The organism is Actinospica acidithermotolerans, assembly GCF_018139625.1.
GTDB classification, from domain to species: domain Bacteria; phylum Actinomycetota; class Actinomycetes; order Streptomycetales; family Catenulisporaceae; genus Actinospica; species Actinospica acidithermotolerans.
The window spans coordinates 1-6,122 of sequence record NZ_JAGSOH010000208.1; the positions used below are offsets into that span (position 1 = coordinate 1).

General features: G+C 70.0%; 6 protein-coding genes, 1 rRNA gene and 1 pseudogene. 6 read left to right on the forward strand and 2 right to left on the reverse strand.

The features are described 5' to 3' along the window. Both KDK95_RS33575 and KDK95_RS33580 read right to left on the reverse strand, forming a co-directional pair. Positions 1-396, reverse strand: a pseudogene (locus KDK95_RS33575) (hypothetical protein); the annotation flags it as partial. A gap of 66 nt (positions 397-462) precedes the next feature. Further along, on the reverse strand, positions 463-1,314 hold the full coding sequence (locus KDK95_RS33580; protein WP_212522400.1) for an SAM hydrolase/SAM-dependent halogenase family protein: 852 nt from the start codon (positions 1,312-1,314) through the stop codon (positions 463-465). Between the two features lie 161 nt (positions 1,315-1,475). On the opposite strand from KDK95_RS33580, the gene aroC reads away from it, so the two are divergent. The 6 genes from aroC to KDK95_RS33610 form a co-directional block, all read left to right on the forward strand. Then, positions 1,476-2,819: a chorismate synthase gene (aroC, locus tag KDK95_RS33585; protein WP_212522401.1), complete on the forward strand. Its 1,344-nt coding sequence runs from the start codon at positions 1,476-1,478 to the stop codon at positions 2,817-2,819. 2 nt (positions 2,820-2,821) lie between these two features. Further along, on the forward strand, positions 2,822-3,343 hold the full coding sequence (locus KDK95_RS33590) for a shikimate kinase (protein ID WP_212522402.1): 522 nt from the start codon (positions 2,822-2,824) through the stop codon (positions 3,341-3,343). 4 nt (positions 3,344-3,347) lie between these two features. Then, positions 3,348-4,427 carry a 3-dehydroquinate synthase gene (aroB, locus tag KDK95_RS33595; RefSeq protein WP_212522403.1) on the forward strand — a complete coding sequence of 360 codons (1,080 nt, stop codon included), beginning with the start codon at positions 3,348-3,350 and terminating at the stop codon, positions 4,425-4,427. A 51-nt stretch (positions 4,428-4,478) separates the two neighbouring features. Beyond that, positions 4,479-5,042: an elongation factor P gene (efp, locus tag KDK95_RS33600; protein ID WP_212522404.1), complete on the forward strand. Its 564-nt coding sequence runs from the start codon at positions 4,479-4,481 to the stop codon at positions 5,040-5,042. Positions 5,043-5,106: 64 nt separating this feature from the next. Further along, positions 5,107-5,541: a transcription antitermination factor NusB gene (gene nusB / locus KDK95_RS33605; protein WP_212522405.1), complete on the forward strand. Its 435-nt coding sequence runs from the start codon at positions 5,107-5,109 to the stop codon at positions 5,539-5,541. 474 nt (positions 5,542-6,015) lie between these two features. Beyond that, a 16S ribosomal RNA gene (locus KDK95_RS33610) occupies positions 6,016-6,122 on the forward strand; the annotation flags it as partial.

Here is a 6,122-nt window from a genome sequence, read left to right on the forward strand (position 1 = left end):
CATCTGCGCCGCGGCGGCCTGGCGCCGGTCCTCGGCCACCGCGGCCAGCTGGAATCCACGAGCCCTGATGTGCTCGACGAGCTCCGGCTGCGGCGACAGCTGGTATCTGTGCAGGTAGTAGCCCACCGCCGCGGGCCAGATCCACTCTCCGTCCGTGTGGTACGCCCGCGGCACGACCAGGCCCGCTCCCGGCGACATCTCGTCCTCGCCGGTCTTCGTCGTCGCCAGGGCGACCGGAGCCTTCGTCAGATACGCCGTCAGCGCGGCCAGTTCCGCCGGGTTCACCTGCGGCCGGTTGATCACGATTCCGCCCGTCGGCCCGCGGCCGTCGAAGACCTCTGCCACCCTCATCCGCCGCGACGAGCCCCCAGGCCCCGCGCCCTGCCCGTCACTCACGCTGAGGCCTCTCCTCGCCACTGTCTCAACGTCCGATACCTCGCGGAGGGACAGTTTACCGAGCAGCTACCCGGCCGTGTCCATCGTCGCGGGCAGCCGGACCGCGACCGGATCGCCGGGCTGCAACTGCAGTTCCTCGGCGGCCGAGTTCGTGTTGCGGGCCAAGGCGAACAGGCCCGCGGAGTCCACGTAGCCGACCGCTTCGCCGGGGCGCACATCCGCGTGGCTGCGCCCGAAGGGCACCTTCACCACCCCGATCCGGCAGTGCACGTTCAGCGTGTCGCCGATGCGCAGCCCGGCCGCCTCGAACAGCCGCGCCTCCAGCGTGGTCTGCACCGTCCCCCACCGGTCCACGCTCAGCACCTCGCCCTCCAGCCGATGCGCCGTCAGCCGCGCCACCGGCTTCTGCAGCTGCACCAGCGCCTCGATCGGCACCTTCGGGCCGAGCGCCGCCGGATCCAGGCCGTCGGCCAGGTGCGCGGCGACCGGCGCGAACACGTCCCGGCCGCGGAACGTCGCCGACACCGGCTGCCGCAGGTATCTGCGCGCGGTGATCTCGTACGCCGCCCGCGCGCCGCCGAGCGCCTTCGCGGCCGGCAGCAGCAGCCCGTTGTCCGGCCCGACGAGCAGGAATCCGCCCGCGGCCACGGCCAGCGCCCGGCGGCGGGTGCCCGCCCCCGGGCCCGTGGCCGGATCCACCACCGCCAGCAGCACCCCCGGCGGCAGGTCCGGCGCCGCCTGTGCGAGCAGCGCGGAACCCCGGCGCAGGTCGCCGGGGGGCACCTCGTGGCACAGGTCGATCACCCGCGCCGTCGGGGCGGTCGCCGCGATCACCCCGTGGCACACCCCGACGTGGCAGTCGCTCAGACCGTAGTCGGACAGGAAGCCGATCCACGGGATCCCCGTTGTCGCTGTCATCGGGACACCGTAGAGCGTTCACGTGACCGCGACGTGGACCTTCGGTGAACCGCGCGCGGGGACGCCGTACACCGGAACGACCCCGTTCGGTCACGCTGAGTGACTTGACGGGATCTGGACAGGTCCGGAACCGGTCACCGCCCGTGTGGGATGATCGGGGCATGTTGCGATGGCTCACCGCAGGCGAATCCCATGGTCCGGCCCTCGTCGCGATCGCCGAAGGCCTTCCCGCCGGCATCGAGACCTCGACGAAGGACATCGCGCACGCGCTCGCCCGGCGGCGGCTCGGGTACGGCCGCGGCGCCCGGATGAAGTTCGAGCAGGACGAGGTGACGATCCTCGGCGGCCTGCGCCACGGACTGACCCAGGGCGGCCCCTTCGCGGTGCAGATCGGCAATTCCGAGTGGCCGAAGTGGCGCACCGTGATGGCCGCCGACCCGGCCGAGGGCGACGGCGAGCTCGACGAGCTCGAGCCCGGCACCACCGGCCAGGCCCGCAGCGCCCCGCTCACCCGCCCGCGCCCCGGCCACGCCGACCTGGCCGGCATCCAGAAGTACGGATTCACCGAGGCCCGACCGGTCCTCGAGCGCGCCAGCGCCCGCGAGACCGCCGCCCGCGTCGCCCTCGGCGAGGTCGCCCGCGCGTTCCTCAAGCAGGCCGCCGGCGTCGAGCTGGTCTCGCACGTCGTCGAACTCGGCCCGGTCAAGGCCCCGGCCGGGCTCGTCCCGCAGCCCTCCGACGAGGAGCGGCTGGACGCCGACCCGGTGCGCTGCCTGGACGCCGTCGCCTCCGCGCGGATGGTCGAGGAGATCGACCTCTGCCACAAGGAGGGCGACACCATGGGCGGCGTCGTCGAGGTGCTGGCCTACGGCCTTCCGCCGGGCCTCGGCAGCCACGTGCACTGGGACCGCCGGCTCGACGCGCGCCTCGCCGCCGCCCTGATGGGCATTCAGGCGATCAAGGGCGTGGAGCTGGGCGACGGCTTCGAGCTCGCCCGGGTCCGCGGCTCGCAGGCGCAGGACGAGATCGTGCCCGGGAACCCCGGCGTGCACCGGGCCACCGGCGAGTCCGGCGGTATGGAACACAGTGCGGCAGGTCCGGAACGGTCGATTTCCCGCCGGACCAACCAGTCCGGCGGTATGGAACACAGTGCGGCAGGTCCGGAACGGTCGATTTCCCGCCGGACCAACAAGTCCGGCGGTACCGAAGGCGGCATGTCCACCGGCGAGGTGCTGCGGGTGCGCGCCGCGATGAAGCCGATCTCCACCATCCCGCGCGCCCTGGCCACGGTCGACGTCGCCACCGGCGAGTCCGCGACCGCGCACCATCAGCGTTCCGACGTCTGCGCCGTGCCCGCCGCCGGGATCGTGGCCGAGGCCATGGTCGCCATGGTGCTGGCCGACGCGCTGCTGGAGAAGTTCGGCGGCGACAGCGTGCCCGAGACCCGGCGCAACATCGAGTCGTACCTCGCCGGCCTCGACGAGCGCGGGCTGGGGGTGCACTGAGGATGGACCGTCCGCTGGCCGTCCTCGTCGGCCCGCCCGGATCCGGCAAGTCCACCGTCGGCGCCGTCCTCGCCGAGCGCCTCGCGGTGCCGCTGCGCGATACCGACCAGGACGTCGAGGCGCTCACCGGGACGACGATCGCAGAGCTCTTCATCGAGCGCGGCGAGGAGTACTTCCGCGAGCTCGAGTCCGAGGCCGTGCGCGCCGCCCTCGTCTCGCACCGCGGCGTGCTCTCCCTCGGCGGCGGCGCCATCCTGCGCCCGGAGACCCGCGAGGCCCTGGCCGCGCACTACGTCGTGTGGCTCGACGTCAACGTGCACAACGCCGTCAAGCGCGTCGAGCTGACCGGCGCCCGCCCGCTGCTGCTCGGCAACGTGCGCGGACGGTTCATCGAGCTCGACCGCGCGCGGCGCCCCCTCTACGCCGAGGTCGCCACCATCCACCTCGACACCAGCGAGCTGACCGTCGACGAGGTCGTCGACGAGCTGTGCGCCCGGATCCCCCACCGCCCGAAGGAGTCCTGAAGCCTTGAGCAGCACCACGCGCATCCCCGTCGGAGGCGATTCGCCGTACGAGGTCGTGGTCGGCCGCGGCCTGCTCGACGAGCTGCCGAAGATGCTCGGCGAGAAGGTCTCCCGCGTCGCCGTCGTCCACCCCAAGGCCCTCAAGGCCACCGGCGAGGCGATCCGCGAGGACCTGGCCGCCGCGGGGCTGAACGCGATCACGATCGAGGTCCCGGACGCCGAGGAGCAGAAGTCCGCGCAGGTGCTCGCGTACCTGTGGACCGTGCTCGGCCAGTCCGGCTTCACCCGCAGCGACGCGATCGTCGGCGTGGGCGGCGGCGCGACCACCGACCTCGCCGGATTCGCCGCGGCCACCTGGCTGCGCGGCGTGCGCGTGGTGCAGATCCCGACGACCGTGCTCGGCATGGTGGACGCGGCCGTCGGGGGCAAGACCGGCATCAACACCGCCGAGGGCAAGAACCTCGTCGGCGCCTTCTGGCCGCCGGCCGGCGTGATCTGCGACCTCGGCGCGCTGGAATCCCTGCCGCGCAACGACTACGTCGCCGGGATGGCCGAGGTCGTCAAGTGCGGCTTCATCGCCGACCCGCGAATCCTCGAGCTGGTCGAGGGCGACGTCGAGGGCGCGAAGTCGTACGAAGGACCGCACACCCAGGAGCTGATCGAGCGCGCGATCCGGGTCAAGGCCGACGTCGTCTCCCAGGACCTGCGCGAGTCCGGGCTGCGCGAGATCCTCAACTACGGCCACACCCTGGGCCACGCCATCGAGCGCAACGAGCGCTACCAGTGGCGGCACGGCGCCGCGGTCTCCGTCGGCATGGTCTTCGCCGCGGAGCTCGCACGGCTGGCCGGGCGCCTCGACGAATCCGTCGTGCGCCGGCACCGCGACGTGCTCGGGGCGCTCGGGCTGCCGATGACCTACGACGCCGCGGCCTGGCCGAAGCTGCTCGAGACGATGCGCATCGACAAGAAGTCCCGCGCGGACGTGCTGCGCTTCATCGTGCTCACCGACATCGCGAAGCCCACGGTGCTGTCCGGGCCGGACATGCAGCTGCTGGTGGGGGCGTTCGGGGAGATCTCCGGTTAACCGCTAGAGTGGAGTGATTAAGAATTCCCTCTAGCTAGGAGTCACCCGGCCGTGGCCTCGACCAACGACCTCAAGAACGGCATGACGCTCAACCTGGACGGCGAGCTCTGGAACGTCGTCGAATTCCAGCACGTCAAGCCCGGTAAGGGCCCGGCCTTCGTTCGGACCAAGCTCAAGCACGTGCTCTCCGGCAAGGTCGTGGACAAGACCTTCAACGCGGGCATCAAGGTGGAGACCGCGAACGTCGACAAGCGCACCATGCAGTACCTCTACAAGGAGGGCGTCGACTTCGTGTTCATGGACCTGGACACCTACGACCAGATCCACGTCGCCGGCGACACCGTGGGCGAGAACGCGAACTACCTCCTCGAGAGCGCCGAGGCGATGGTGGCCACGCACGAGGGCGTGCCGCTGTACATCGAGCTGCCGGCCGCGGTCGAGATGGAGGTCACCTACACCGAGCCCGGCCTGCAGGGCGACCGCTCCACCGGCGGCACCAAGCCGGCCACCGTGGAGACCGGCGCCGAGATCCAGGTGCCGCTGTTCATCTCCACCGGCGAGAAGATCAAGGTGGACACGCGCGACGGCAAGTACCTCGGCCGGATCAACAGCTGATCCGGTTCGCTTTTCGGTAGAGCGGTAGAGCACGCGGCGACGAGGGATCTGGGACCGGAGAACAGTGGCAACTCGCAACAAGGCACGCAGACGCGCGGTGGAGGTCCTCTACGAGGCCGACCTGCGCAGCGTCAGTCCGTCGACCGTGCTGGCCGACCGGATCGCGCGGGTGCAGCAGCTGACCCCGCAGGACTCCGATCCGCGGCTCGGCGAGTACGCGATAGAGCTCGTCGAGGGCGTCGCGAAGCACCAGGAGCGGATCGACTCGCTCATCGAGACCTACTCGGTGGGCTGGCCGCTGGACCGGATGCCGGCCGTGGACCGCAACGTGCTGCGCCTCGGCGTCTACGAGCTGCTGTGGCAGGACGAGGTGCCGGACGTGGTGGCCATCGACGAGGCGGTCGGCCTCGCCCAGCAGCTGTCCACCGACGAGTCCCCCCAGTTCGTGAACGGCCTGCTCAACCGCATCATGGAGCTCAAGCCCTCGCTGCAGCGCTGAGCCTCCCCCCACACGGCCCGCATCGCCCGCCACCGGATTTGACGGTGGCGGGCGATGCGCGTAACGTGGATCGAGTCGCCAAGAGCGGATGGACCGGATTCCGGCCGGACGCGGAGCGGCACAATCCTGAGCACTACAAGACAAGATCCCGTCGGCCACGTCGGCTGGGGTCGGTTTTCCGTCGTCCTTTCGGATGGCCGGAAAGCCCCGGTGGAAAAAGCCCCCGGAAAAGTCTGATAGAGTTGAGGACATCGCAAGGGAAACCAAGCGAAAACAAGCAAGAAAAGCAATAAGAAAAGAATTGCCGAAGTAGCGCCGGTCGTGGAGGCGGATCGAAAGATCCGATCAAGCGGTGAGTGTGTCTGTTTCTTGAGAACTCAACAGTGTGTCATTTGTTTACGATGCCAAATGTTTTACTTTGGCTAGTTTGTCCCGACCCCCGTCGGGATGTTAATTAGCCAGGTTTTGAATTCTTTTTTGGAGAGTTTGATCCTGGCTCAGGACGAACGCTGGCGGCGTGCTTAACACATGCAAGTCGAACGATGAAGCCCTTCGGGGTGGATTAGTGGCGAACGGGTGAG

What these genes read in the sequence shown, in the direction of transcription:
- aroC (WP_212522401.1), top strand. Translation starts at nt 1,476, where the DNA reads ATGTTGCGATGGCTCACCGCAGGCGAATCCCATGGTCCGGCCCTCGTC.
- KDK95_RS33580 (WP_212522400.1), bottom strand. Translation starts at nt 1,314, where the DNA reads ATGACAGCGACAACGGGGATCCCGTGGATCGGCTTCCTGTCCGACTAC.
- KDK95_RS33590 (WP_212522402.1), top strand. Translation starts at nt 2,822, where the DNA reads ATGGACCGTCCGCTGGCCGTCCTCGTCGGCCCGCCCGGATCCGGCAAG.